The sequence below is a fragment of the Streptomyces sp. NPDC091377 genome, from assembly GCF_044757045.1.
GTDB lineage: Bacteria > Actinomycetota > Actinomycetes > Streptomycetales > Streptomycetaceae > Streptomyces.
Genome location: NZ_JBIVUE010000007.1, coordinates 462,749 through 489,033 on the forward strand (window position 1 = coordinate 462,749; position 26,285 = coordinate 489,033).

Here is a 26,285-nt window from a genome sequence, read left to right on the forward strand (position 1 = left end):
CTCACTCCTTCACCGCGCCGCCGGTCAGCCCGCGGACGAAGAAGCGTTGCAGCAGCACGAAGCAGAGGACGACGGGGACGGCCGCCATCACGGAGCCGGCCATGAGGAGATCCCAGCGGGGGGCGAACTGGTTCTGGAAGCGGGCCAGCCCCACCGGGAGGGTGCGCAGCAGTTCGCCGTTGGTGACCAGGCTCGGCCAGGCGAACTCGCCCCAGGTCCACATGAACTTGAGCACCGCCACCGTGCCGAGGGCCGCCCAGGAACTCGGCAGCAGCACACTGACCAGGGTGCGCATCCGGCCCGCTCCGTCCATGGCCGCCGCCTCGTCCAGTTGGAGGGGCAGGGTGACGAAGTGCTGGCGCAGCAGGAAGATGCCGGTCGGGCTGGCGAGGAACGGGACGACCAGGGCCCAGTAGGTGTCGATCCAGCCGAGGTCGCGCATCAGGAGGTAGAGCGGGACGAGGATCACCTGGGTCGGGATCATCAAGGTGGCGAGGATGAGGGTGAGGACGGCTTGGCGGCCCCGGAACCTGATGCGGCTGAGTCCGTAGGCGGCCAGGGTGTCGAACACGAGGTTTCCCGCGACGACCGCGCCCGAGACGAGCACGGAGTTGAGGAACCACCGCCAGTAGGGGAAGCGGGACAGCACCTCGCGGTAGGCGTCCAGGGAGACGGACGCGGGTATCAGGCGGGCGTCGGTGCCGAGGAGGTCCTCCATGGGCTGGAGCGAGGTCAGCACCATCCACAGCACGGGCAGTGCGGCGAACACCCCGACCAGTGCGAGCCACAGCGCTCGCGCGAGGGTGCCGGTGGGGTGTCTCATGACTCCTCCCGGGAGGTCAGGCGCAGCCGGATCAGCGTGATGGCCAGGAGGATCACAAACAGCACCACCGAGGCCGCGGAGGCCACTCCGACGTCGGTCAGCAGCTTGGTGTAGATGAAGGTCACCACGGTGAGCGTCGCGGTCCCGGGTCCGCCCTCGGTCATCACCCACACCTGGTCGAAGACCTTGAAGGAGTTGAAGACGAGCAGCAGGAACACCGCGGCGCCCGCGGGCCGGAGCATGGGCAGGGTGATGGAGCGGAACTGCCGCCAGGGTCCGGCCCGGTCGATCGTCGCGGCCTCGTACAGCTCCGCGGGGATGCGCTGGAGGCCGCCGAGGAGGATCAGGGCGTAGATCCCGAAGTCCTTCCAGATGCTGACCAGTGCCACGGCGGGCAGGGCGAGGTCCGTGTCGAACAGCCAGCGCGCACCGTCCACGCCGACGAGGGCGATGAGGTTGTTGATCAGTCCGTGGTCCGGTTCGTACAGCCATTTCCAGATCAGGCCGGCCACCACCATCGGGATGACGGCGGGCAGGACCGTGAGGGTGCGTACGATGCGGGCCGAAGCCAGTTCGCGGTTGGCGGCGAGGGCGGTGGCCAGGGCCAGGACGTAGGTGCCGGTGAGGGTGAGGGCCGTGAAGACCAGGGTGGTGAACAGGCTCTCCCGGAAGGTGCCGGGCGCGAGGAGGGTGGTGTAGTTGTCGGCGCCGACGAACTGTCTGGGACCCAGCAGGTTCCACCGGTCGGTGCTCAGCAGCATCGACTGCACCATGGGGTAGAACGTGAAGCCGACGATGATCAGCAGGGCGGGGGCGACGGACAGCCACCCGGCGAGCGCGCCGGTCGGCCTGCGCCGCCGGACGCGCCCGGTGCCACGAGGGCGGGCGTGGGTGCCGCCCTCGTGGTCCGTAGGGAGCTTCGGAGGAAGCTCGGTCGAGGTGTGCATGAGGGCTGCTACTTCTCCGCGCTCAGGGCCTGGCCGACCTGGTCGTCGATCGAGGTGAGGGCCGCGTCGACCGAGGTCTGGCCGCTGACGCCGGCGACCACGGACGCCTTCTGGGCCTCCCAGCGGGTGGCCCAGCCGTGCCGGTCCTGGAGCACCAGGTCGGGGGTGTTCCGGCTGAGCTGCTCAAGGATGGCCTTCCAGTGGGGGGCGCTGTCGACCTGCCGGTCGTAGACGGCCTTGACGGCGGGATCGACCGCGGTGGGCTTGTACGGGAAGATCGCCTGGAAGTCCATGTACTGGGCGCTGCGTTCGGGTGAGGCCAGCCACTTCATGAAGGTGCCGGCCGCCTTCAGGTCGTCGCTGCGCGCGCCGGCCACGAGGCTGTGGCCGCCGACCATGGAGCAGCCGCTGACGGGCCCCTCGGGCATCGGGGCGACGGCCCACTTGCCCTTGGTCTTGTCGCCGCCGGCCTCGACGTTGGCGATCACCGACTGGAAGAAGGGGAACATCGCCACCTTGCCGTCGATGAACCCGTTCAGCGCGCTGGTGCCGACCGGAGAGATCTTGTCGGTGTAGAAGGACTTCATGTACTCCATCGCCGTCCGGCCGGCGTCGGAGTTCTGTGTCGACTTCGTGTAGTCGGGCGAGGTGAGGCTGCCGCCCGCCTGACACAGGAAGCTCTCCCAGGTGGAGTTGATGGCATTGACGTGGTCGTCCATGCCCTTGAACTGCCAGCCGCTGACCTGGTCGCCCGCAGCGGCCGACCGGGTGGTGATGGCGTCGGCGGTCGACTTCAGCTCGTCCCAGGTCCGGGGCGGTCTGTCGTAGCCGTACCGCTTGAGGATGTCGGTGCGGTAGACCATGACGCCGACGTCGAAGTAGAGCGGTGCGCCGTAGAGCTTGCCCTCGTACGCGTTGACCTCGGCGAGATCCAGGAACCGGTCCGTGTCGGCCTCGGTGTAGCCGAGGCTGTCCAGGGGGGCCAGCGAGCCGGCCTTCAGGTAGTCCAGTTCGAGTCCGTTGTTCATCAGCCAGACGTCCGGTCCCCGGCCGGCTGCCGTCGCCTGCTTGATCTTGTCCCGGCCGTCCTTCCATTCGAGCTGGGTGAGGTTGACGGTCACCTCGTCCTGAGAGGTGTTGAACTCGTCCACCAGTTCCTCGACCTTGTCGTCCTGGCCGATCCAGTACGGCATGGACCAGAACTCGATGGTGCCCTTGCCGTCACCGGCCGAGCCGGTGCTTCCGGTGGCGGAGCAGGCGGAGGCGGTGGTCGTGCAGACGGTGATCAGGGACGCTGCGAGGAGCAGTCGGCGTCCGGGTCGTGCCATGGTGCGGTCTCCTTGAGCTGAGGTGCGGGGCGGGCGGGCACAGGGGAGGGGGCTGCGACGGACGTCGGCCGGTCACGGTGTGCGGACCCAGAACTCGATCGACAGCGGGGGGACGGTGAGGGTGAGCCGCGGGCCGGTCTTCGGCGTCAGCCGCTGGTCGGTGGTACGGGGGCCGTAGCGGTGGCCCTCGAACGTGGCGGCGGTCTGGGTGTCGACGGTGTAGGTGAACGACTCCGTGGCGGAGCGGTTGGTGATGGCGAAGACCGGTTTGCCCGCGGGGGTCTTCCAGGCCATGATCCGCTGGTCCCCCAGGCGGGTGGACTCGTCGACCGTGTACCTGACCGAGTCCCAGGGCATGTACGTCACGAAGCCCGCCACCGCGTTCCAGTTCTGCGGATTGAAGTCCCAGTGGCCGACGGGGATGTCGGGGAAGCGGGAGAAGTCGGTGTCGTGCGGCGGACGCCAGAAGCCGAGCGAGTAGCCGGGTGACTCGGCGTTCGTGGTGGGCTTGAGGGCATGCAGCCAGAACCAGGTGGGGGCTTCCTGGAACACCATCCAGTTCATGATCGACTGGGCGGTGTTGATGGTCCTGCGGTCGGAGGTCCCGCCGACGAGGTACTCGAACTCGTTGTTGAAGACCGGCTTGCCCATGGCTCCGGAGGTGAAGTCCCTGTCCATCTGCTGCGTGCTGTCGGCGCCGATGCGGTGGTACGTCCAGGCGTCGACGTAGGACAGCGCCTCGGGGTCTCGCTTGATGGACTTTCCGATGGCGCCGGACCAGCCGTCCTGGCTGTCGGCGGTGATCATCACGTCCGGATAGGCGGCACGGACCCTGGAGGCGACCGCCTTGAACGCGGCGAGGTACTCCGGGGCGGAGTAGGTGCAGGAGGAGTACGGGGTGTCTTCCAGGGGCTCGTTCTGGAGGCCCCACATCGAGACCGGTATCCCCTGGCCGGTCAGGTGGTCGAGGTCGGCGACCATCGCGTCGCCCAGGGCGGCCAGGTCGGCGGGGGCGAACGACTTCAGCTGTCCGCCGATGTAGGAGTGGTTCGACTTCCAGCCGGGCGCCGGGGACCAGTACTCGACGGAGGTCCCTTCGATGCCCGCCCGCCCGATCATGTCGGCGAGGAGTGCGGCCTGTCCCGGGTAGCGGTCCCGCATCAGCTTCTGGCTGGAGTCGAGGCCGCGGTAGTACAGGCCCATCGCGAGCCGGCAGTAGCGGAATCCGCGGTCGGAGCGGCCTCCCTTGAGCATCTGCCCGTAGAACCGGGTGCGTTCGCTCGCCGTCAGGTCGTAGGGCACCCCGGTGACGGTGTCGGGAAGGCCGTTGTTGTCGGAGCCGATGGAGTCCGACTGGATCTCGAACCCGAGCCCGAGGATGGTCTGCCGGCGGGGCTGGTCGTAGCGGATGACATAGCTGCCGGAGGTGGCCGCCTGTGCGGCGGAGAGGTTGACCAGCGGGGAGAGGGCTGTGGTGGCGCCGGCGAGGGCGGCACCCCGCAGGACGGCCCTGCGGTTCGGTCCGGCTGAGTTGTTCCGGGACATCGGGCATCTCCTTTGATGGCGTGGGCACACGGAGGGAACTTCAGAGGGGGTGACGAGGGAAGAAGGGAGTCGGAGGGAAGGGGTCAGAAGCGGGCGACGGTGTAGCGGTCGACGACGGCGTCGTCGATCTCGGCGCCGAGCCCGGGGCCTTGGGGGACGAGCAGGGCGCCGTCCCGGAACTCGGGCGGGTCGAGGAGGATCCGTTCGCGGATCGGGTTGGGCAGCCGGTTGTACTCGTAGGTCCGCAGGTTGGGGGTGGCGGCGCACAGTTGCAGTGCGGCGCACAGGCTGACGCCGGAGCCGACACCGTGCGGTGCGATGTCGACGTGGAAGGCGGAGGCGAGCGCCGAGAGCTTGGTGGCCTCGGTGATGCCGCCGCAGCGGGCGACGTTCGGCATGAAGACGTCGATCGCCCGGTGCTGGAGGGAGTCCCGCAGGTCGAACCGGGTGAAGTGGGTCTCGCCGTTGACGATGGTGAGGCCGGTCCTGCGGCGGAGTTCGGCGAGGTTGGCCAGGTCGTCCACCTGGAGGGGTTCCTCGTACCAGGAGATGCCGAGATCGTGCAGGACGGCGCCGACCCGGGTGGCCTCGTCCAGGTCGTAGGCGCAGTTGACGTCCGTGAGGATCTCGATGTCGTCGCCGACCGCCTCCCGTACGGCCGTCAGGTGGGCCCGGTCGGTACGTGCGCCCCGGCCGATCTTGACCTTCAGCGCGCGGAAGCCGTCGTCCACGAAGCCTCGGGCCTGCCGGGCGGAGTCGGCGGGGTCCGCGTGCAGGGCGACCGGGCTGGCGTAGCAGTCGACGCGTTCGCGGACCGGTCCGCCCAGCAGGCGGTGGACCGGTACGCCGGCGAGCTTGCCGCGCAGATCCCACAGGGCGAGGTCGACCCCGGCCAGTGCCTCCAGGTAGAAGCCGCGGTTGTGCCCGCCGGCGGCCTGCCCCCGGTACAGCCGTTCCCACACGGCGGTGCTCGCGGTGGCGTCCTGGCCGATCAGCAGGGGCGCCAGCACGGTGGCGACCACGGTCGCGGTCACCTCGGGCGACGGCAGTCCGTAGCACTCCCCGATGCCCGTGGAACCGTCCTCGGCATGCACTTTGACCAGGGTCGCGTACTGGCCGCGACGCGGCGCGACACGGTGGCTGGCGGCGGGGTGGCGCAGCCAGTCGGGTACCTGCTCCGGAGAGTCGTACAGGTCGTCGAAGCTGGCTGACAGGGCCAGGGCCTCGACCTTGGCGATGCGCGGGGGCTGCGAGGGCATGAGGTGGTTCTCCAGGGGGTGGTGCCGCGAGGGCGGTGGGCGGTGCGGGCGCGCTGCTGGTGCCGGTCAGTCGTGGGCGGTCTCGCGCCCGGAGAGGACCGCGACGAGGGTCAGGGCGCAGGCGGCGATGACGTAGAGGGCGACCGGGGCGATGGAGCCGGTGGACGTCTGGAGGGCGGTGCCGATGAACGGGGCCGTGCCGCCGAAGAGCGCCCCGCCGATCTCCCGGCCGGTGCTGACGCCGCTGAAGCGGACCTCGGCGTCGAACTGCTCGGCCACGAGGGCGGCCTGGGGGCCGAACACCATGTCCTTGCAGATCGGGATCGCCACGACGAAGGCGAGCAGGATCAGGGGGGTGCTGCGGGTCTCCAGCAGGGCGAAGAAGGGGAAGACGAACGCGGCGGTGCACAGGAGGCCGAGGGTGACCGTGGTGCGGCGGCCGATGCGGTCCGACAGCAGGCCCCACATCGGGATCGCGCCGATGGACAGGGTGGAGGCCAGGGCGACGGCCCACAGCATCGTCGTCTTCGACAGGCCCGGGTGGGAGGTGGCGTAGGAGAGCGCGAACGCCTGGACGAGGTAGCCCCAGACGAAGCCCGAGACGGTGATGCCCAGGGTGCGTACGACCGCGCCGGGCCGGCTGCGCAGGGTGTGCAGCAGGGGGAACCGGACCTTCTCGTTCCGCTCCTCCAGTTCGGTGAAGACGGGGGTCTCCTCCAGGCCGCGGCGGGCCCAGACGCCGAAGACGACGAGGCCGACGCTGAGCAGGAAGGGGATGCGCCAGCCCCAGGACTCGAACGCCGCGTCGGGCAGCAGGGTGACGAGGCCGAAGACGGCGCTCGCGAGGACGAATCCGGCCCCGGTGCCCATGGCCGGAATCGCTCCGTACAGGCCGCGCCTTCCCGGTGGCGCGTTCTCGACTGTCAGCAGGGTGGCACCGGCGAACTCGCCGCCGACCGCGATGCCTTGGGCGATGCGCAGGACGATGAGCAGGACGGGGGCCCAGACGCCGATGGAGGCGTGGGTCGGCAGCAGCCCGACGAGGGCGGTGGCCACGCCCATCGCGAGCATGGTGATCAGGAGGACGTGCTTGCGTCCGAGCCGGTCCCCGAGGTGGCCGAGGAGCATGCCGCCGACGGGGCGGGCGGCGAAGCCGACGGCGAAGGTGGCGAAGGACGCGAGGGTGGCTCCGGTGGAGGAGGATCCGAAGAACAGCGGGCCGAAGACCAGCGCGGACGCCAGGCCGTACAGGTTGAAGTCGTACCACTCCATGACGGTGCCGACGGTGCTCGCGACCATCGTGCGGCGGAGCTTGGCGGGGTGGGGCCGGCTCGGTGCCTGGCTCTCCGCGAGTGAGGACGTGCTCATGGGGACCTACACCACCTGGGGACAGAATCCGGACACGGGATCCGGACACAGGATCAGATCCGATCCGGACAGTGGGGCTCGACGGAGTGAAGGTATTCCATATACGAAATAACTTCCAGGGGTGTGACGGGAGAATTTCCCGGGTGTTCCCGGGCGTTTCCCCGGTAGGGAGTACTGGCCCGCACCGGGGCTTACACGGGCGGGACGCGGCCGAACGCGCGGGCGGGCGGGGCCGATACGGGGGTGGCGCCGACCAGCACGGCGCCCGCCAGCGGGCCGGGCCGTTCGAGCCGGTGCCGGGCCGTCGTCACGAACATCGAGCCGCCTCCGAAGGCGACACTGCTCGGATGCGGGGTGGGGACGGACAGGGTGCGCAGGACGTCGGCGTCGGCGCTGTAGCAGCGGACCTGCCCGCCGCCCCACAGGGCGACCCACAGATGTCCCTCGTCGTCCACGGTCATCCCGTCGGGGCGGCCTTCGTGCGGCGCCGGCGCGGCGAACGGTTCCGAGCCGGTCAGCGCGCCGGTCACGGGGTCCACGGTGTGGCGGGTGATGGTGCCGAGGGCGCTGTCCGCGAGGTACATCCGGGTTCCGTCGGCGGTGAAGGCGGGGCCGTTGGGCACGGTCAGTCCGTCCAGCACCCGGTGCACCGAGCCGTCCGGGTCGACCCGGTACAGCGAGCCCGCGCCCGCCGCGGCGCCGCGTTCCATGCTGCCCGCCCAGAAGCGGCCCGCGGGATCGCAGACTCCGTCGTTCATCCGCATGGCCCGGCCGGTCCGCCGCTCGGGGCGGGCCAGCCAGCGCGGCCGGCCGCCCGTGGCGCACAGCGCGATGCCGTCACCGGCCGCGACCACCCACTCCGTCCCGGACCCGGCCACCGGAGTCACCGCGCCGAGCGGCATCCCGAGGCCGAGAAGGGGCTCCGGTACGCCGTCGGACGCTCCGCGGCAGCGGTACAGGTCGCCCCGGAGCAGATCGACGTAGAGGAGTCCCCCCTCCCACCACCGGGCTCCTTCGGCCAGTTGGTGCCGGGCGGACGTCAAGGGCCGCCAGACGACCGGGGGTCGCGGCGCGGTCACCGGATGGCGCTGCCGGGCGCGGCCCGCAGCAGGTCGAGTTCCTCGCGCGCGGGCAGCCCTTCCCAGTCGCCCACGGACGCGACGGCGAAGGCTCCCGTGGTCACGGCCCGCTCCAGACGGCTCCCGGCCGGTGCCCCGTCGAGCAGCCCCGAGAGGTAGCCGGCGACGAAGGCGTCCCCGGCGCCCACCGTGTCCCGGACGGTGACCGGGACCGCGGGCCGTGCCGTCGAACCCGACGCGTCGAACACCTCGGCACCGTCCGCCCCGCGTTTGACGACGACCTCACGCACACCGCGTTCCAGGAGCGCCTCGACCTGTTCGGCCTCGGAGACCGCCGCGGCGGGGGCCGCGAGGGGCAGTTCGTCGTCCGAGGCGATCAGGATGTCGACGCTCGGCACGAGGGGCCGCAGCACGGCCGCCGCGGCCTCCCGGGACCAGAGCTTCGCACGGTAGTTGACGTCCAGGCACACCGTCGCCCCGGCCGCCGACGCCGACTCCACGGCCGTGCGGACCGCGCCGAGCGGACCAGGGCCGAGCGCCGCGGTGATGCCGGTCACGTGCACCACCCGCACCCGTCGGTCCCACGCCGCCGCGACCTGCGCGGGGCCGATGCGGGAGCCGGCCGAGCCCGACCGATGGTAGGAGACTCTCGTCAGATCGGCGGTCCGCGCCTCGAAGACGACGAGTCCGGTGGGTTCCCCGACCCGGGCCGCATGGCTGATGTCCACCCCCTCGGCACGGAGGGTGCGCAGGATCAGGTCGCCGAATCCGTCGGTACCGGTGAGGCCGGTCCAGCGCACCCGGTGCCCGAGACGTGCCAGGCCGATGGCGACATTGGCCTCCGCGCCCGCGACGGACATCCGCAGCGCGTCGCCCGCGCGGATCGGCCGGTCGGTCCGCAGTGACACCATGGCCTCACCGAAGGTCAGTACGTCGATCACGACGCCGCCACGCCGAGCGAACGGAACATCGCGATACGGTCGTGCAGACCTGTGGGGTCACCGTCGGCGGCGTTTCCGACCAGCGGGCTTCCGACCCCCACGGCGAGGGCCCCGGCGGCCAGGACGGCACGCGCCATGAGGGCGTCGATGCCCCCGACAGGCACGAACGGCACCTGCGGGAAAGGGCCGCGCAGCGCGCGCAGCCACTCCACCGCCCCCGGGCCGACGGGGAACAGCTTCACCGCCGTGGCGCCCTGGGCGACGGCCGAGGCCACCTCGGTGGGGGTCAGCGCCCCGGCGAGGACGGGCAGTCCGAGGGCACGCGACTCGGCGACCGCCTCGGTGACACCGGGGGTGACGGTGAAGGCGGCGCCCGCGTCGGCCGCGTGCCGGGCGTCCCGCGCGGTGAGTACCGTACCGGCGCCGAGGAGCGCCTCCGGACCGAGGACGGCGCGGGCCTTCTCGATGACCCGGAGCGCGTCGGTCCCGCTGAGGGAGACCTCGACGAGATCGATGCCGCGGCGGACCAGCGTCAGCACCGTGTCGAGGGCGGCGTCCGCGTCCTGGCCGCGCACGATGGCGACCAGGCGTCGCGTCGTGAGTGCGAAGAGGAGGTCGGAGGGGTGCAAGAAAGCCTCCCGGGCCTGCTTGAGGTTATTTAGTAGATCGTATACTTTCTCTGTCGAACTTCAACCCCGTCACCGGAACGGTCCGCCCGTGGGCGGCTGCTGCCGGGTGGCCGACCTGCGAGGTGGGAAGACATGACCCGTACCGCCCTGATCACCGGAGCCGCGGGGGGTATCGGCCGGGCCGTGGCGGCCCGGTTCGTGGCCGACGGCTTCCGGGTCGTGGGGGTGGATGTCACCGATCCCGGCCTGCCGGGGGTGACCTACCGCCGTGCGGATGTGACCGACGCCGACGACGTGGCCGCGGCGGTACGGTCCGCGGCGCCCGCCGGGCGGGCGGTGGCTGTCCTGGTCACCTGTGCGGGCGTCACCGAGGGCAAGCCGCTGCACCGGACCACGACCGAGGAGTGGGACACGGTCCTGCGGGCCAATCTCGGCTCGGTCTACCTGTGCGTGCGCGAGGTCCTGCCCGCGATGATCGCCGCGGGCTCCGGCGCCGTCGTCACCGTGGGGTCCGTCCTGCATCGCACGGCGGCGCCCGGGCTGCCCGCCTACGCGGCGGCCAAGGGGGCCGTCGCCGCGCTGACCCGTCAACTGGCCGTGGACTACGGGCAGTACGGCATCTCGTTCGTCACCGTCGCCCCCGGATGGGTACGCACGCCCGCGACGGAGTCCCGGCTCGACGGCGAGGAGGACCTGGAACGTCTGCGCCAGAGCAACCCGCTACGCCTGCTGGGGGCGCCGGAACAGATCGCCGACGCCGTCGCGTACGCGGCGGGCCCCGGCGCCGCGCTGCTGACCGGAGGCGAACTGGTACTGGACGCGGGGGCCTCGGTCGTCAGCCCGGCAAGCCTCCTACGAAACACCCCACGCCGCCGAATGGGCCTACCGCCCTTGCATGGGCCGGGTCTGTAAACGCCGGGGCTGCGGCGCCGGGGCTGTTCGCGCCGTCCTGGTGGGGGCCACGCTGGTGGGGGGCATGCCTGTGGGGGGCCTCCCCGTGGGGCCCACCCCTTGGCGGTCGCGCCCGTGGGGAGGCACGCCCGTGGGGCCGTCTTCATGGGGGCCACGCCCGTGGGGGCCACCCTGGCGTGGGCCATCCTCGTGTGGGCCACACCGGCAGGGGGAGGGCCTGACGGGGCGACCATCGCGGGGGGGGGCATCCCCTGAGGGCCCCGCCCGTGGGGACCCTGGCGGGGCCACCCTGGTCGGGGCCATCCGCGGCGGGGGCTTCCACGTGCGGGGCCACCTCCGCGGGGGCCGTCCTCGTGGAGAGCCACCCCCATGCGGGGCCACCCCGTCGGGAGGCCACCCCGACGGGAGGGCACCCCGGCGGAGGGTCGTGCTCGTGGGGGTCGCGCCTGTGCGGTGCTCGGTCGTCAGTCGGGCGGGTTCACCTCAAGTCGTGACTGGGAGGCGGTGTGCGCTCGGGCGGCGGCCGAGACCGCTTCCGGGTCGCCGCCGCGCAGGGCCTCGATGATGGTGGCGTGCTCCTCCACGACGGAGTGCCAGTCCATCCGGTCCTTGGGCGCAATCACGCGGTACCGCTGGATCGTCAGCAGCAGTTGCTCCGTGAGGTCCGCCAGGATGCGATACCCGGTCGCCGCCGCGAGCAGCCGGTGGAACTCGGTGTTGAGCTGGGACAGGGTCTGTTCACTCCCGCCCTCCAACGCCGCCCGCATAGACCGCTGAATGTCCTCCAGACCCGCGATCAGCTCCGCGTCGGCGTGCTCCGCCACCAGTCGGCCGACCAGCCCCTCGATGGCCTCACGGGCGAGGAAGACCCCGCGGATCTCGTTCTTGTCCACCTTCGCCACGGTGACCCCGGAGTGCGGCCGGGAGACGAGCAGCCCCTCCGACTCCAGCCGCTTGGTCGCCTCGCGCACCGGGATCTTGCTCACCCCGAAGGTACGCGCGAGTTCGTCCATGTTGACCCGCTCACCGGGCTGGAGTTCCCCCGACGCCACGGCGGCGCGGAGACTCTCGTAGACAAGGTCGGCCTTGCTCTTCACTACGGGCAGAGGTGCGGCCCACTTCTTCGCGGTCATCGGTTCATGGTATCCGATATCCATTGTACGGAAGAGGGTGCCAGGACCGCACCGGCGGCGCCCCGACTGTCAGGGAGAGGCGATCCGGCCCGAGCTGACGACGGCGCGGAGGTGGCGCCGGTGGACCAGGTGGGAGAGGTCCGCGAGGGGGTCGGCGTCCAGCAGGACGGCGTCGGCCACGCTGCCCACGGTGATGGTGCCCCTCGTACGGAGTCGACCGATCTTCTCCGCCGCGTGGCCGGTGGCGGCGGCGATGACCGCGGAGTTCGGCACCCCGGCCCGGGCGAACAGTTGCAGCTCACGCAGCAGGGCGCGGGCGGGTGTGGGCATGACCCTCGCGATGTCGCTCCCGGCGACGAGTGTGACGCCGGCTCGGTGGAAGACCGGCAGCGTGCGCATCGCGTGGTCGAACCGGATCCGGCACTCGTCGGCGGGGTGCTTGGGGAACGGCCGGCCGTAGGTGGGGCGCGCCATGATCTCCTCGGCCCCGTCCGGGGTGAGGATGCCGTCGGCGATGAGCTGGTCCAGGTACTCGGGGTCCGCCCCGTACGCCAGTTGTTCCCAGGTGGCGACGGTCGGGCAGTAGAGCGTTCCCGCTTCGGCCATGAGGGCGGCGAGTTGCTCGGCCTCGCTCAGGTCGTGGGGGTCCCGGGGCAGCGGGGAGTGCTCGATGCAGTCGGCGCCCGCCCGGACTGCCTCCCGCAGGTCGGTGCCGGTCGCGATGTGCACCAGCGCCTTCTTGCCGGCCTGGTGTGCGGCGGCGATGATCACCTCAAGCGCCTCCGGGGGCAGTCGCCGGCCGCCCCCGGGCCTGCTGTCGAACATGCACTTGACGTAGTCGACCTCGCCGAGCCGCACCCCTTGGAGGAGCCGGCGGGCGTGGTCGGCGTCGCCCACCTCCATGACCCCGGAGCGATGCCCCACGAGGCCGGTCACCGGCCAGCCGTCGATTCCGGTGAACGCCGCTTCGGTGGTGAACAGCGATGCCATGGCGGCGTCCGCCCGGCTCGCGTCGCGCAGCTCAGGACTCAGTTCGGGCATGCCCCCGAGGTCGCACACCGAGGTGACGCCCTCCGCGAGATACCCGGCGAGCACCTCCTTGAGGTGGGCGAACCGCTCGGGCGCCGGGAGCGACATGCCGTAGTCCCTCAGGTGGGTGTGGGCCTCCCACAGGCCGGGCAGCAGCCAGCCGCCGCGGCCGTCGAGCACCGGCTCCCCGGTCGGCACCGCGGAGGTGTCCGTGCGCGACGGGCGGATGTCCGTGAACCGTCCGTCCGTGACGAGGACGTCCATCCCGGCCCGCGGAGTCCCGCCGGTGCCGTCGATGACGGTCACGTTGCGAATGATCATCTGCGTCTCCCCTGCGTGCGGTCAATTGCATTGCATAGGTGCCTATGCACCTACGATACATAGGTCCCTATACAATGTGCGCGTGATGCTTCCGACTCCGAGTTCGCCGCCCGCTTCCCTGATCAACACCGCCGCCCGCGTACTGGCCCGGCTCAACGACCGCAGGCTCCGGCCGCTCGGGCTGAGCTTCGGTCAGATGCCGGTCCTCGCCGCCCTGGCGACGGGAGGACCGCTCCCCCAGAAGGAGCTGGTCCGGCTGGCCCGGATCGAACAGCCCTCCATGGCGCAACTGCTGGCGCGCATGGAACGCGACGGGCTGGTCGAGCGCGCGCCCGACCCCGGCGACCGGCGCGTGAGCCTGATCTCCCTCACCGACGAGGGCGTGGCGAAGCTGCCCGGGGCCCGCGCGGCGCTCCTGGCCACCAACAGCCGGGCGCTCGACGGTTTCAGCGCCCAGGAGATCGACGTGCTGCAAGGGCTGCTGCGCAGATTCCTCGCGAACCTGGACGAGGAACTCGCCGACCAGCCCTGACGCGTGGGCTGCGCATGACCCGGGGAGGTCGTGGGCGCCGGCCTGTTCAGTATGTGTGCGCGGGGCGGGGTGCGGGTGCGGGGTTCGGGGTGCGGGTGCGGGGTGCGGGGTGCGGGTGCGGGGTGCGGGTGCGGGGTGCGTTGCGGGTGCCGCCCATCCAGCGCCCGGGGGGCGAAGCCGATGCCGATCAGGTGGCCGTGATGTGCCACCCCGTGCGGGGAAGCCGGGTTCGGGTGAACGCTGGGGGCCGAGGCGGGTCGTGAGCGGGGCATGGTCCCCGGGTCGCCGAAGGGGCGGCCGGGCCGAGGTGCGGGCGGTGGGGGCAGGCCCGATGCTGGTGAGGTCCGGTCTTCACCGGGCGCGGCGGGCGGCGGGTGTGCTGTCACCGTCCGTGGCGCCCTGCTCCGGAAGAGGTGCTCCGGCATGCGTTGTGCGGCCCGCCACCGATTCTTCGCCGCGGCCCTGCTCGTGGCGTCCGTGCTCGTACCGGTCACGGCGGCTCCCGCCGCGGCCGGCCCGGGCCCGGCGGGCGTCGTCCCGCTCCACGTCCCCTGGCCGGGCACGGACGGGCTCCGGGGTGAGGGGCTGGGGTCCGATGTCGCGGCCCGCCTCGACCGGGCCGTCGAGGACGTACGGCGGCAGGCGGGGATCCCCGGTGTCGTGGTCGGGCTGTGGATGCCGGGCCGGGGGAACTACGTCCGCGCCACCGGTGTGGCCGACAAGGCCAGTGGCCAGGCGATGGCCGACGACATGTACGTCCGGATCGGCAGCGAGACCAAGACCTTCACGGTGACCGCCCTGCTCCGGCTCGTCGAGGAGGGCCGGGTCGGGCTCGACGACCCGGTCTCCGACCATGTCGACGGAGTGCCGGACGGCGGCCGGATCACCCTGCGGCAACTGGCGGAGATGCGCAGCGGGCTGTTCCCCTACAGCTCCGACCCGGGCTTCGACCACGACTTCCTCAGCGACCCGGACCGTACGTTCACCCCCGAGGAACTGCTCGCCTACGGCTACCGGCATCCGAACACCTTCCCGCCGGGTGAGCGGTTCCAGTACTCCAACAGCAACCTCATCCTGCTCGGCCTGGTCATCGAGAAGGTCACCGGGCAGGGCATCGCCGAGGTCATCGAGGAGCGGGTGGTGCGCCCGGCGGGGCTGCGGCACACGGTGTTCCCGGACGACGCGCGGATCCCCGACCCGCACCCGCAGGGCTACACCGACCAGACGCTGAACAACCAGGTCGCCGACGCCACCGGCTGGGACCCCACCTGGGCCTGGTCGGCCGGCGCGATGATCTCGAACCTGGGCGACCTGCGGAGCTGGGCGAAGACCGTCGCCACCGGCACACTGCTGAACCCGGCGACCCAGGCGGAACGGCTCAGGACACTGCCGACGGGTGTTCCCGGCACCACCTACGGCCTGGGCATCTTCGACAGCAACGGGTGGATCGGGCACAACGGCTCCCTCCCCGGCTACGAGACGGTAACCGTCTATCTGCCCTCGCGGCAGGCGACCTTGGTCGTCCTGCTCAACACGGACATCACCTACCAGGGCCAGGAGCCGTCCTCGCTGGTGGCCCGGGCCGTCACCCAGATCGTGACACCGGACCACGTGTACGGCCGCCCGGTCCAAGGGCGGTAGGCGGGCATGAGACCGCCCCCGGCGGGCCTGGGGGCCGTGCCGGGGACGGTCTGTGGAAGCGGGCGACAACCGCAGGGGGCTGCGGGGTCGGGTGCCGCCGCGGGGTCTAGAAGACGCTGTAGCCGTACAGGCTCAGCGGCCGGGTGACGGGCTCGTAGAACGTGGTGCCGCCGACGGAGCAGTTGCCGCTGCCGCCGGAGAGCAGGCCGAGCGCGGTGTTGCCGGCGAAGAGCGGGCCGCCGCTGTCGCCGGGCTGGGCGCAGGCGTTGGTCTGGATGGTGTTGTAGACCAGCTGGCCGCCTCCGTAGTTGACGGTGGCGTTCAGACCGGTGACGGTGCCGGTGCGGTAGCCGGTGGTGCTGCCCGAGCGCTCGATGCGCTGGTTGAGGGTGGCGGCGGCGGAGTTGATGATGTCGCGGTACGTGCCGTTGTACAGGTACACCCGGCCGTCGGCGGCGGCGGGGTTGGAGTGGGCGATGACTCCGTGGTCGTAGTTCGGGAAGACGGTCTGGCCCGGGACGGCGGTGCCGATGTTCCAGCTGGGCCGGCCCGAGGTGCAGTGGCCCGCGGTGAGCGCGAAGTACTGACGTGCCGAGTTGATGACGTTGAAGCCGAGGGAACAGCGGACGCCGGCCGAGGTGATGGCCTCGCCGCCGGCGATCAAGCGGCTGAACTTGCCCGGGGTGCGCTTGATCTCCAGCGCTCCGGCCTGGGCACCGGCTTCCTTCTTGATCTTGTTGATCTCGGCCGCCGAGACCGTGCTGTCGGCGGTGATGACGACCTTGCCCGACGCCTTGTCGGTGAACCAGGCGGTGCCACCGACGTCCGCGGTGAGCACGGCGTCACTGGCGGCGGCGAGCTGTGCCGCGCCGGCCTTGCTGTCCACCGGGGCCTGGGCGGCGACGGCGGTGGGGGCCACGAGCGCGGACACGGCCGCCAGGCTGGCGACGACGGTGGCGGCGCGGGCTCTCTTGGCGAGAGGGCCCGAAGACAGGAACGTCTTGACCTTCAAGATGTCCTCCGATGAGGGGTGGGAGGCCCGTTCGGTGCCCGGGCCCTCGGTCACGTCGTCGGCAGACCCCTGGGCTGTGCGGGGCGTCCTGGGGCTGCCGCGTCGATGGTTGGGATCCTGGGTGTGACCGGTCCCTGTCAACAAGTTCGGCTTTCGGACGCTCTGGCGCGGGACGTGGGGCAGTCGGCACGGTTGGCGGGAAGGCGCTCTTGCCAGGGCCCGGGGCCGGATGCGGGGCGAGCGGCGCGCTGACGGCCCGTCGGCTCCGGGGGCCGGCGCCCCACGGATTCCGCTGCGGTCCCGGATGGCAGATGCCCGGGGTAAATGCGCCAGCCGCGGCGACCTCCGAAGATCTCTGGCGATATCAAGCCAGAGTGTGGTGTGGCTGCTCAAGGTCGCGTCGGCGCCGGACGGCGGACCCGCCCGCCGGGCCCGGCGGGCGACATGGCCGGTTCGCGAAGATCGAGTGGAGCATTCCGGTACCCGTCGCGGCGGGCCCGGTGAGCCCGGACCCAGGGCAGGTTCGCCGTACGCCACCCGGCCCGGCGCGGCGCGGGGGTCCGGGTCGGCCGCTGCGCCTGGCGGCGGGAAATGTACCAGCGACCCTCGTGCGACCGAGTCCGTATGGGGCGGATTGCCCTCCTTGCCACGACGGCGCCGGTGTCCGGTTCGACGCCGTCGCGGTCCGGGGGTGCCTTCCGTTCCCCCTGGAAGCTGTACGTCCAGTCAGCGAAGGGCCGTGTCGCGACCGTACCGGAGGTGGTGTCCGGTCCTTTCAGTGGCCCCGGGTGCTCCATTCCGGTCGTACGCCATGACGCCGAGGTGACCGCGCCGGAGCCGGAGCCCGGAGGTGGTGCCCGGGTCACCCTGGCCGGCGGCGACAGCGTGCGCGCCGGGACGGTGGCCGACGCGGCGGGAGGCTGGGCCGCGGGGCTCCTGGCGGGCCGGGTCGCGCTGCCCGCGCTGACCGTCACCCAGCAGGAGACGTTCCACTTCCCCCCGGCTCGACCCCGCCCTGCCCACCTGGCCGAGCGTCCTCCACGAGGAGGGGCCCGGGATCCACCACCTCGCGGGCGGCCGGGACGGGGGCGCGGGGGACGACCGTAAGATCGGCGCGCACTACGGCGCCGACGCACCAGCGCGGCCGGGCGGAACGGTGTGGTCTGCGACCGGTCGCGGGCCCGGGTGGTCGCGTACGTCGAGCGGTGGCTGCCGGGGCTGGATCCGACGCCGCGCGGCGAGACCACGTGCCTGTTCACCTTCACCCCGAGCGAGGCTTCCTGCTCGACCGGGCCGGGCCGTTCGTCGTCTGCTCGCCGTGCTCGGGGCACGGGGCGAAGTTCGCACCGCTCATCGGTGAGCTGACCACCGACCTGGTCACCGGGGCCGGTGGCCCGCCCGCCCCGTTCCGGCCGGCCGCCGCGCGCCCGGCTTCCTGACAGGTCAGTCAGGAAGCCCCGTAAGATGTCCCCCGTGGCGCGCAAACAAGTTGTCCTCCGGCGGGAAGAGATCCTCGACGCGACGGTCGCGCAGATCAACCAGCGAGGCATCGGGACGACCCGGGTGGCCGACGTGGCGTCGGCGCTCGGCGTGAGCAGCGGTCTGCTGCACTACCACTTCGCGACGAAGGAACTGCTGATCGAGGCGGCGTTCTCCCATGCCGCGCAGCGGGAGATGGACAGCCTGCGCAGGATCGTCACGCGCTCGGGCTCCGCGCTGACCCGGCTGAAGGCGCTCCTGCGGCTGTATCTGCCGACCGGACAGGCACCGGACTGGCGGCTGTGGATCGACGGCTGGGCGGCGGGGATGCGGGACACCGGTCTCCAGGACGTGATGCGCGCGATGGACGAGCAGTGGAAGTCATCGCTGACAACCCTCATCCAGGAGGGTGTGGACAACGACGAGTTCCACTGCGCCGACCCGCGCACGGCGACCTGGCGGATCACCGTGTTCCTGGACGGCCTCGCCGTGCCGCTGGTCGCCCGGCGCGGTGTCCTCCAGAAGTCCGAGGCCGCCCAGTGGGTGCGGGAGCATGTGGCCGCCCAACTCGGCATCGAGGCGGAGGCACTGGCACCCCGCCGCGCCCCCGCGCGCGAGAGCGCCGGTTCCTGACCACCCGCTGAACGCCGCTTCCTCCACGACGTCGACCAGCCGGGCGCAGCGCAGGGCGAGGGCCAGGTGTCCTCCAGGACATCGGGGTGCGGGGGTGGGAGGGACGGGGACGCCGTCCCGGCCTGCGGACGGCGTCCCCGTCCCTCCCTCATGACTCATGGCTCATGACTCGTCACTTCTCACTGCGGTACGAGGGGTGCGCTCACTCCTCCAGTACGGCCATGGCGGCGTTGTGGCCGGGGATGCCGCTGACGCCGCCGCCGCGGATCGCGCCCGCGCCGCACAGCAGTACGTTCGGGTGGCCGGTGCCCACGCCCCAGCGCCCGGCGTCGCGGGCGGGGTCGAGGAACGGGAAGGCGAGCGACCGGTGGAAGATGTTGCCGCGGGGCAGGCACAGTTCCTTCTCCAGGTCCACCGGGGACTTGGCCTCGATGCACGGCCGTCCGTCGGCGTCCAGCGCCAGACAGTCCTCGATCGGTTCGTCGAGCACGGCGTCCAGTTCGGCCAGCGCCGACTTCGTCAGGGTGTCCCGCCTGAGGTCGTGGTCCTGGTCGAAGAGGCGGGCGGGGGCGTGCAGCCCGAACAGGGTGAGCGTGTGGTATCCGGCGGCCACGAGGTCCGGGGAGAGGATCGTCGGGTCGGTGAGGGAGTGACAGTAGATTTCCGAGGGCGGCGCCGACGGCAGCGTTCCCGCGGCGGCCTCCCGGTAGGCGGTGTCCAGTTGGGCGTACCCCTCGGAGATGTGGAAGGTGCCGGAGAACGCCTCGCGCGGGTCCACGGAGGTGTCGCGCAGCCGGGGCAGCCGGGTCAGCAGCATGTTGACCTTGAGCTGGGCGCCCTCGGCGGGCTCGGCGGGCGGCGCGTCGCCGATGAGCCGGGCGAGGGCCTCGGGGGAGGCGTTCACCAGGACCTTGCGGGCGGCGACGCTGCCCTCGCCGGTCGCCGTGCGATAGGCGACGACGCTGTGCGGTTCGCCCGGTTCGATATGGAGGGCCTCGTGGCCGGTGACGATCTCGGTGCCGGCCGCGCGGGCGGCGGCGGCCAGCGCGTCGGTGAAGGCGCCCATGCCGCCGACCGGGACGTCCCAGTCGCCGGTGCCGCCGCCGATGACGTGGTAGAGGAAGCAGATGTTCTGGGCGAGGGAGGGGTCGTGGGCGCTGCTGAAGGTGCCGATGAGGGCGTCGGTGAGGACCACGCCGCGGACCAGGTCGTCCCGGAAGCGTTCCTCGACGGTGACGCCGAGCGGCTGCTCGAACAGCATGTTCCAGGCGGTGTCGTCGCCGACGCGGGCGCGCAGCGCGTCCCGGGTGGGCAGGGGTTCGGTGAGGGTGGGGAAGATCCTGCGGGCGACGTCGCCGGTGGTGGCGTAGAACTGCCGCCAGGCGTCGTACTCGGCGTCGGAGCCGGTCAGGGCGCGGAAGGAGGCGCGGGTGCGGTCCTCTCCCCCGCCGACGAAGAGTCCCGTGGCGCGGCCGTCGCGGTCGGTGGGCGTGTAGGAGGACACCGTGCGCTTGCGGACGGCGAACTCCAGTCCGAGGTCGTCGACGATCTTCGAGGGCAGCAGGGAGACCAGGTAGGAGTAGCGCGACAGCCGGGCGTCCACGCCCACGAACGCCCGGGTGGAGACGGCGGCGCCGCCGGTGACGTCCAGTCGTTCGAGGACGAGGACGGAGCGTCCGGCGCGGGCGAGGTAGGCGGCGGCGACGAGTCCGTTGTGGCCGCCGCCGACGATGACGACGTCGTAGACGTCCTTGGAGATTTCGGCTTGTGCGGGCATGGCTCTTGGTAACACGCTCCCGTCCTGTGTGCGGCAAGATGTGTGGGGCAAGATGTGTGCGGCACGTCGTGTGCGGCACATCGTGCGGCAAGGGACTTGACTGACTCATCAGTCAATAGACAGTACTCAGTGGTCCGTGGTCAAGGGTGTGCCGATGTGTCGCCGTCGTGGCGAGACGGCCGGTACGGCGGCCAGCAGCCGGCGGCTGTACTCGTGCCGCGGGCTGCCGGTGACCTCCTCGTCCAATCGTGCTGGAGCGGGCGGGACACGGTCGGGTCAGCCGCCGGGACGCCCGGTCACATGCGTACCTGGCCGCCGGTCCACTGGGCGGAACCCGCGGCGATGGGACCGAGGTTCTCCCAGCCGCCGCGGCCGTCGCCGCCCCGGTTCAGCAGCGCCCGTACGCTGCCGTTGGCGCCCACCACCAGGTAGTCCGCCCTCCGGTCGGCGTTCAGGTCCGCGAACCGCACCTGGGCGCCGGTCCACTGGGCGGAGCCGGAGGCGACGGTGCCCAGGTCCTGCCAGCCGCCGCGGCCGTCGCCGCCCCGGTTCAGGAACGCGCGGACACTGCCGTTGGCGCCCACCACCAGGTAGTCGGCGACCCGGTCGGCGTCGAGGTCGGCGAACCGCACCTGGCCGCCGGTCCACTCGGTGGAGCCGGAGGCGAGGTGGCCGAGGTCCTCCCAGCCGCCCCGGCCGTCACCACCGCGGTTCAGGAACGCGCGGACACTGCCGTTCGCGCCCACCACCAGGTAGTCCGCCCTCCGATCGGCGTTCAGGTCGGCGAACCGCACCTGGGCGCCGGTCCACTGGGTGGAGCCGGAGGCGACGGTGCCCAGGTCCTCCCAGCCGCCGCGGCCGTCACCGCCCCGGTTCAGCAGCGCCCGTACGCTGCCGTTGGCGCCCACCACGAGATAGTCGACGGCGCCGTCGGCGTCGAGGTCGGCGAATCTGATCTGTGCCGCGGTCCACTGGGCGGAGCCCGCGGCGATGTGCCCGAGGTCCTCCCAGCCGCCGCGGCCGTCGCCGCCCCGGTTCAGGAACGCGCGGACACTGCCGTTGGCGCCCACCACCAGGTAGTCGGCGCGGCCGTCGTTGTTGAGGTCGACGTCCTGGTCGCCGATGCCGGTGCCGCCCTGCCCGGGCGGGACGGGCCTGACCACGACGTTCTCGGTGATCCAGCCGGCCGTCGCGGCCTGGGTGAGGCCGTTGAAGAAGGCCCGGGCCATCTTGCGGTAGCCGGAGTTGTTGGGGTGCAGTCCGTCGGGCAGGTCACCGCCCTTGACGGTGGAGAAGTTCACATGGCCGACCTTGAAGCCCTGGTTCCTGCGTTCCTGGACGAGGCCCGGTACCTGGGCGTTGAAGGCGTCGACCCGGGCCTGGGCGCCGGGCCGGGTGTTGGGCACCAGGGAGGCGACCAGCAGGGTGACATCGGGGGCGGCGGCGAGGATCTGGTCCATCAGGGCGCCGAGCCGGGCGGGCGCGGTGGCGCTCTGGTGGTCGCGGTTGATGTCGTTGCTGCCGAGGTGCAGGGTCACCACATTGGGTTTCGCCTGATACAGCCAGGATTCGACGTTCGCGGCGATCCCCTCGATCAGGAAGCCCGAGTGTCCCTCGTGCTCCGGGTCCGTGGTGGTCCCGTGCTGGAGGGAGCCGACGAAGTCGAGGGTGGTCGCCCGGTTCTGGAGGTGGTTGCGCAGTTCGGCGCGGTAGCCGTTGCCGGTGCTGCTGCCCACGCCCTGGGTGATGGAGTCGCCGAGCGGCATCACCGCGAGGCGCGGCACCCGCCAGGTCGGTGCCGTACCGCCGTCGCCGGGGGTGTCGCCGGAGTACGAGTAGGTGTTGAGGGCGTCGACGGCGGCCATGGGGTTGCCGTCCTTGTACTGGTCGACGGCGAGGTAGTTGGGTTTCTTGCGGGCCGCGGGCATGCAGAACCGTTCGGCCCGGTCCTGGAGTTTCGCGTTGTCGTTGCGGTAGGTCGGGGACATGGGGATGTCGCGGAAGTGGTTCATCACGAACAGCCGGCGGAACTTCCCCTCCTCCTGGGTGAGGGGGATACCGGTCCAGCGGCTGTAGCAGCTCCAGTCGGAGTTGCCGAGGCCAGCGCCCATGGACCAGTAGTTCTCGACGGTCCAGTCCTGGGCGAACATCACGCCGAAGCCCTCGCGGGTCGGCTTGTCGTCGCCCTTGTCGGAGAAGATGACGAGCCGCTTGTTCTCGTTGATCATCTCCGAGCGGCGGGGCCAGCCGTGTTCGTCCACCTTCTCGGTGCGGGGGTTGAAGACGAGCGAGCCCAGTCCGCTCTTGATGTGCGGCAGGTCGAAGACGGACTGGAGCTGGGCGGTGGTGACCTCGTCCTGGATGAAGAGGGTGACGATCTCCCGTTCGTTGCCCGCGGTCCTGAGCCAGCCCCCGAGCTGCTCCAGGACGTACTCCAGGCTGATCCAGCCCTGGACGAAGCAGTTGTCGTGGCAGACGCTGGGCCGGCCCTGGTACTGGTGGACGTCGATCATCAGACCGCGTACGCCGTCGTTGAGCTGCGTCATCATCGAGTGCGGCTGGTTGGGCGCCGCGGCGCCGCCGATGTCCTCGGTGTTCTGGAAGGCGTTGTGCGCGGTGAGGAAGGTGAGCTGGTCGAAGGTGGGGTCCTCGCGGTCCTCCGGGCTCAGCGGGGTGGTCACCGGCCGGACGGGGGTGGTGTACCAGTGGGTGGTGCGGTCGGTGGCGCTGCCGACGGTGACCGGGACGGGGTCGTCGCCGTGGACGATGCCGCCGGTCAGCCGCTCGGCGCTGCCGGGTGCGGCGTGGATGCTGTACTTCTCGCCGGCGATCTGCTGGAGCCACCAGGGGGTGGTGCTGGTTCCGCAGGGGGCGAGGATGGCCCGGGTGCCGGTGTGGGACCGGGCGAGACAGGTGTCGGTGCGGGTGGTGCTCCGGATCTGGTGCGAGCCGTCGTTCTGCGGGACGAACTCCCACTGCTGCTGGTCCTCGTCGCCCTTGGGGCGGCGGGCCTCGACCAGGCTGTCGGCGGCGGAGACGTGGTATCCGCTGCTGACGTTCTGGAGGTAGAAGCGGGCCGGTGGACCGTCCGGGGCCGCGGCGGCGGGTCCGGCGCCGGTGACCAGCGCCCCGACGCTCAGCAGCCCGGCGGCGAGCGCCATCACGAGGGTGTGGACCAGTGTGCGGGCGGTCCGGGTGCCCCGGCCGAGGCGCCCGGGGCGGGCCGGGACCGCCGCGGGGGTCGGGGGCGGGGTCGGTCTGGGGGTTCTTCGCAAGGGGAGCCCTTCCTGACGGGTCGTTCGCGGGGCCGGACAGCCCCTCTGTCTCAGGGCGACCAGGTTAGGAAGGTTGCCTGTCCATTCCACATTGACGTGATCATTTCCAGAGCTGGCGTGAACCAGGCGGCTCGGCCGCAGAAGAGTCCGGCGGTGACGGCCGAGCGCATGGTGCCCCGGCGGACGAACGCACCGGCCGGGTCGGGGCCGTTCACGACCGGGTTCCGGCACCGGACGACCAGCCGGCCCGGCACCGCTCGGACCGTCGGGCCGGCGGACTCGGTCAGGAACGCGGCACGAGAAGCGACGCCGGTGGCTGTACGACCTCCACCTCGTCGGTGAGGACACCGACCCCCGCGACCCCGGCAAGGAGCACGGTGGTGAGCGCCACGGCGGCCCCGGCCAGCACCTGGTGAGGCCGCCACGAGCGCCCGCCGCGCTTCGTCGTGGGCGCGGCCTCGGCCGGGCGACCGTACGCGATGCTCACCCGCGCGTCGAGCCACACCTGGGCTTCGTCCGCCCGCATCCCGCAGGCCGCCACGAACAGGGCGACCAGCTCCTCGCGGGGCAGACGGTCCCTGCCGAGCATGGTCGCCACCGTGGAGTGGGGCAGGACGTGGCCTGCTCGCGCCGCGCGGCGTTCCAGCTGCCGGTAGCTCAGGCCCGACCACACCTTGAGATCGCGCAGCGCCGTCATGAAGGCGGCGGCGTCGGTGTCCGGCGGTACGGGTGGTGGTGTGGTCATCGTGCTTCCCCCTGCTGACCTGGACGTACACGGTCTCGTACACGTTCGAACACCCTAACGCCTTGAGGGACGGCGGGCGCGGCGGCCAACCTGCCCACGGATCACCGACGTTGGAGGTCACATGGGGAGCGCCCTGCCGCGCCACCACCACCGCCGCACCGCGGCCGTCGCCACCGCCCTCACGATGGTGCTGATGCTCGGCGCGTGCGCCCGAGAACCCGCTGCCGGCTCACCCCCGGAGCACGCCCCGGCGGCCCCGGGTCGCGACACCGGATCGATCGGTGACTTCGTGCGGCGCACCCTGCCCGCCGGGCCCGGTGCCACCGTGATCGCCGCCCGGGGCGATCGGCTCGCGTACTGCGGCGGTTTCGGCACGTCCGACCGCGCGACCGGCACCCCCGCGAGCTGCCGGACCGTGTACGACGTCATGTCGCTCACCAAGCAGTTCACCGCGGCGGCGGTCGTGAAACTGGAGGTGATGGGCCGGCTGCGGGTGACCGATCCGATCAGCCGCCACCTCGGGGACGAACGGCCCGTACCCGAGGACGGACGCGGTATCACCATCGAGCACCTGCTCACCCACACGTCGGGGCTGCCCCAGGCGCTTGGCGACGACTACGCCCCCCTGTCCCGGACGGAGTTGATACGCCAGGCCCTGTCATCGCCGCTCCGGTCCGCTCCGGGCAGCGAGTTCCACTACTCCGACACCGGGTACGGACTGCTCGCCGCGATCATCGAGGAAGCGTCCGGGCGGAGCTACGAGGAGTTCCTGGCCCGCCACCTGTTCGCACCGGCCGGAATGCGGCAGACCGGATACGTGCTGCCCCGCTGGAAACAGCACCTGGTCGCGGTGGAGTACGACAGCAAGGGGCGCAGCAGGGGCAGGCCCTACGATCACCCCTGGGCCGCCGACGGACCCTACTGGAACCTGCGCGGCAGCGGCGGCATACTCTCCACCGCGCAGGACATCTTCCGCTGGCACCGCGCGCTCCTGGGCGACAGGATCCTGCCGGCAGAGGCGAGGCAGAAGCTCTTCCGGCCCCGTGTACGGGAGCCGGGATCAGAGAGCTTCTACGGATACGGCTGGAGCATCCGCGACACTCCCCACGGCCCCCTCGCCTGGCACGACGGCGGCAACGACTGGTCCCTGGCGCTGCTGAGCAGGTCCCTCGACGACGGCGTCCTCGTCTTCTGGATCAGCAACCAGGCTTACCGCGACGGGAAATGGGACCTGGAGGAGCGGGCGCAGGCGTTGACCCTGGGCATCACCGACCGCGTCCGCGCGCAGAAGCGCTGACGGACCCCCACCGCCGGGCGGCACCACCTGTCCGGGCCGCCTTCCGGCCGTCGGACCGGTGGATGCCCGCCCGGCGACGGCCGAAACGGACGCTCGGTCCGATCAGCGGACCGGGGACGCCGCCGATGGGTCGGCGATCGCTCCGTGCGGTGCCTGGCGACTGCCGCCACCTGCAACGTCGGCCAGGAGAGCACGCTGACGACTTCCTCGCTTTCCCCGTATTTCTCGATCACCGATCTGCGCTTCCGGAATCACCGAATGAGAGGCCGACGGAATTAAGTGATCCCTGCACGCAAGATAAAAGCTTGGTCTCGACCAACCGAGAGCCGCGCCCGGCCGACCTCCATGGGCCTCATCCACGCGGCACTCGACCTCAACACAAGCAATTGGCCGGGGACACCGAGGCCCCCACGGATGTGCGCCCTATCTCCCCTTTGCCGCCCTCTGCCGGTTTGCCGTCCTCTGCCGGTTTGCCCTCCCCTGCCCGGTCGGGCGGACAGGACAGATTTCCGGCCATCCTGCCGCCGACCCACCCATCACCTCTCTTCGGTACCGGGTCCGTCACAAGCGCGTCACCCAT

21 protein-coding genes are annotated in these 26,285 nt (G+C 71.6%); 6 read left to right on the top strand and 15 right to left on the bottom strand.

The annotated features are described in order from the left end of the window. Position 1: 1 nt before the first annotated feature. From ACIQNG_RS18820 to ACIQNG_RS18860, 9 genes are all read right to left on the bottom strand, one after another. Positions 2–823 (bottom strand): carbohydrate ABC transporter permease, encoded by an 822-nt coding sequence (locus tag ACIQNG_RS18820; RefSeq protein WP_401486241.1) that lies wholly within the window; start codon positions 821–823, stop codon positions 2–4. Then, positions 820–1,770 carry a carbohydrate ABC transporter permease gene (locus ACIQNG_RS18825; RefSeq protein ID WP_401486243.1) on the bottom strand — a complete coding sequence of 317 codons (951 nt, stop codon included), beginning with the start codon at positions 1,768–1,770 and terminating at the stop codon, positions 820–822. The genes ACIQNG_RS18820 and ACIQNG_RS18825 overlap by 4 nt, the downstream gene beginning before the upstream one ends. A gap of 8 nt (positions 1,771–1,778) precedes the next feature. Further along, positions 1,779–3,098, bottom strand: coding sequence for an ABC transporter substrate-binding protein (locus ACIQNG_RS18830; RefSeq protein WP_401425052.1), 1,320 nt, complete (start codon positions 3,096–3,098; stop codon positions 1,779–1,781). A 72-nt stretch (positions 3,099–3,170) separates the two neighbouring features. Further along, positions 3,171–4,643 (bottom strand): hypothetical protein, encoded by a 1,473-nt coding sequence (locus tag ACIQNG_RS18835; protein ID WP_401486245.1) that lies wholly within the window; start codon positions 4,641–4,643, stop codon positions 3,171–3,173. 83 nt (positions 4,644–4,726) lie between these two features. Continuing rightward, positions 4,727–5,902, bottom strand: a complete 1,176-nt coding sequence (locus tag ACIQNG_RS18840) for a mandelate racemase/muconate lactonizing enzyme family protein (RefSeq protein WP_401486247.1) — start codon at positions 5,900–5,902, stop codon at positions 4,727–4,729. 66 nt (positions 5,903–5,968) lie between these two features. Then, entirely contained in the window at positions 5,969–7,270 is a 1,302-nt protein-coding gene (locus ACIQNG_RS18845; protein WP_401486249.1) for an MFS transporter, read from the bottom strand. A gap of 191 nt (positions 7,271–7,461) precedes the next feature. After that, complete coding sequence (locus ACIQNG_RS18850) at positions 7,462–8,349, bottom strand: SMP-30/gluconolactonase/LRE family protein (protein WP_401486251.1); 888 nt, start codon at positions 8,347–8,349, stop codon at positions 7,462–7,464. Further along, on the bottom strand, positions 8,346–9,290 hold the full coding sequence (locus ACIQNG_RS18855; protein ID WP_401486253.1) for a sugar kinase: 945 nt from the start codon (positions 9,288–9,290) through the stop codon (positions 8,346–8,348). Before ACIQNG_RS18855 ends, ACIQNG_RS18850 begins: the two co-directional genes overlap by 4 nt. Next, a complete protein-coding gene (locus tag ACIQNG_RS18860) occupies positions 9,287–9,919 on the bottom strand; it encodes a bifunctional 4-hydroxy-2-oxoglutarate aldolase/2-dehydro-3-deoxy-phosphogluconate aldolase (RefSeq protein ID WP_401486255.1) in 633 nt (210 codons plus the stop codon). Before ACIQNG_RS18860 ends, ACIQNG_RS18855 begins: the two co-directional genes overlap by 4 nt. Positions 9,920–10,051: 132 nt before the next feature. Between ACIQNG_RS18860 and ACIQNG_RS18865 the strand changes: the two genes are divergently transcribed. Continuing rightward, a complete protein-coding gene (locus ACIQNG_RS18865; RefSeq protein WP_401486257.1) occupies positions 10,052–10,831 on the top strand; it encodes an SDR family NAD(P)-dependent oxidoreductase in 780 nt (259 codons plus the stop codon). A gap of 464 nt (positions 10,832–11,295) precedes the next feature. On the opposite strand, the gene ACIQNG_RS18870 is transcribed toward ACIQNG_RS18865, so the two are convergent. Together ACIQNG_RS18870 and ACIQNG_RS18875 are read right to left on the bottom strand one after the other, a co-directional pair. Further along, on the bottom strand, positions 11,296–11,964 hold the full coding sequence (locus tag ACIQNG_RS18870; RefSeq protein WP_401486259.1) for a GntR family transcriptional regulator: 669 nt from the start codon (positions 11,962–11,964) through the stop codon (positions 11,296–11,298). A gap of 69 nt (positions 11,965–12,033) precedes the next feature. Continuing rightward, on the bottom strand, positions 12,034–13,314 hold the full coding sequence (locus tag ACIQNG_RS18875) for an amidohydrolase family protein (RefSeq protein ID WP_401486260.1): 1,281 nt from the start codon (positions 13,312–13,314) through the stop codon (positions 12,034–12,036). Between the two features lie 85 nt (positions 13,315–13,399). Between ACIQNG_RS18875 and ACIQNG_RS18880 the strand changes: the two genes are divergently transcribed. Together ACIQNG_RS18880 and ACIQNG_RS18885 are read left to right on the top strand one after the other, a co-directional pair. After that, positions 13,400–13,846, top strand: coding sequence for a MarR family winged helix-turn-helix transcriptional regulator (locus ACIQNG_RS18880; RefSeq protein ID WP_401486328.1), 447 nt, complete (start codon positions 13,400–13,402; stop codon positions 13,844–13,846). Positions 13,847–14,269: 423 nt separating this feature from the next. Further along, the gene (locus tag ACIQNG_RS18885; RefSeq protein ID WP_401486263.1) at positions 14,270–15,487 is read left to right on the top strand and encodes a serine hydrolase domain-containing protein; all 1,218 of its coding nucleotides are present in this window, start codon (positions 14,270–14,272) and stop codon (positions 15,485–15,487) included. 106 nt (positions 15,488–15,593) lie between these two features. Here the strand turns inward: ACIQNG_RS18885 and ACIQNG_RS18890 are convergent, their stop codons facing one another. After that, positions 15,594–16,499: a S1 family peptidase gene (locus tag ACIQNG_RS18890; protein ID WP_401486265.1), complete on the bottom strand. Its 906-nt coding sequence runs from the start codon at positions 16,497–16,499 to the stop codon at positions 15,594–15,596. A 1,247-nt stretch (positions 16,500–17,746) separates the two neighbouring features. On the opposite strand from ACIQNG_RS18890, the gene ACIQNG_RS18895 reads away from it, so the two are divergent. Both ACIQNG_RS18895 and ACIQNG_RS18900 read left to right on the top strand, forming a co-directional pair. Continuing rightward, on the top strand, positions 17,747–17,938 hold the full coding sequence (locus ACIQNG_RS18895) for a hypothetical protein (protein WP_401486268.1): 192 nt from the start codon (positions 17,747–17,749) through the stop codon (positions 17,936–17,938). Positions 17,939–17,972: 34 nt separating this feature from the next. Then, entirely contained in the window at positions 17,973–18,611 is a 639-nt protein-coding gene (locus tag ACIQNG_RS18900; protein WP_401486270.1) for a TetR/AcrR family transcriptional regulator, read from the top strand. Positions 18,612–18,813: 202 nt separating this feature from the next. Here ACIQNG_RS18900 and ACIQNG_RS18905 read toward each other — a convergent pair whose 3' ends face one another. The 3 genes from ACIQNG_RS18905 to ACIQNG_RS18915 all read right to left on the bottom strand — a co-directional run bounded on the left by ACIQNG_RS18905 (position 18,814) and on the right by ACIQNG_RS18915 (position 24,408). Further along, positions 18,814–20,388 (bottom strand): phytoene desaturase family protein, encoded by a 1,575-nt coding sequence (locus ACIQNG_RS18905; protein ID WP_401486272.1) that lies wholly within the window; start codon positions 20,386–20,388, stop codon positions 18,814–18,816. A gap of 296 nt (positions 20,389–20,684) precedes the next feature. Further along, positions 20,685–23,663, bottom strand: a complete 2,979-nt coding sequence (locus tag ACIQNG_RS18910) for an FG-GAP-like repeat-containing protein (RefSeq protein WP_401486274.1) — start codon at positions 23,661–23,663, stop codon at positions 20,685–20,687. A gap of 283 nt (positions 23,664–23,946) precedes the next feature. Beyond that, on the bottom strand, positions 23,947–24,408 hold the full coding sequence (locus ACIQNG_RS18915; RefSeq protein WP_401486276.1) for a hypothetical protein: 462 nt from the start codon (positions 24,406–24,408) through the stop codon (positions 23,947–23,949). A gap of 121 nt (positions 24,409–24,529) precedes the next feature. Here ACIQNG_RS18915 and ACIQNG_RS18920 point away from each other — a divergent pair, with 121 nt between their 5' ends. Then, positions 24,530–25,705 carry a serine hydrolase domain-containing protein gene (locus ACIQNG_RS18920; RefSeq protein ID WP_401486278.1) on the top strand — a complete coding sequence of 392 codons (1,176 nt, stop codon included), beginning with the start codon at positions 24,530–24,532 and terminating at the stop codon, positions 25,703–25,705. Positions 25,706–26,285: the final 580 nt, after the last annotated feature.